This window comes from Shewanella sp. BC20 (assembly GCF_003129585.1).
GTDB classification, from domain to species: Bacteria; Pseudomonadota; Gammaproteobacteria; order Enterobacterales; family Shewanellaceae; genus Shewanella; species Shewanella seohaensis.
Genome location: NZ_NHRI01000047.1, coordinates 1 through 317 on the forward strand (window position 1 = coordinate 1; position 317 = coordinate 317).

Genomic DNA, 317 nt, shown 5'->3' on the forward strand with positions numbered 1-317 from the left:
GGCGCTCACCACTTTGTGGTTCATGACTGGGGTGAAGTCGTAACAAGGTAGCCCTAGGGGAACCTGGGGCTGGATCACCTCCTTACCTATACGACTAACTCGATGTTTGTTGAGTGTTCACACAGATGGCTTGTTGAACTTCTCGAAAGAGGAGGGAGAGCGAAATGCACCGCATGCCGGTATGCATTGTTCTTTAACAATTTGGAAAGCTGATAGTAATTAATACAATGATGTCTGTCGTTGTGTTAATACGAAAAAAATTGAGTTCTTAAAACACTTTTTAAGTGTCTTGAATATTCAAGTCTAAGGCGAGTCCA

Annotated in this window: 1 rRNA gene; it reads left to right on the forward strand. The window is 42.9% G+C overall.

Annotated elements, in window-relative coordinates:
* Positions 1 to 85 (forward strand): 16S ribosomal RNA (locus tag CBX96_RS21450); the annotation flags it as partial.
* Between the last annotated feature and the right edge of the window lie 232 nt (positions 86 to 317).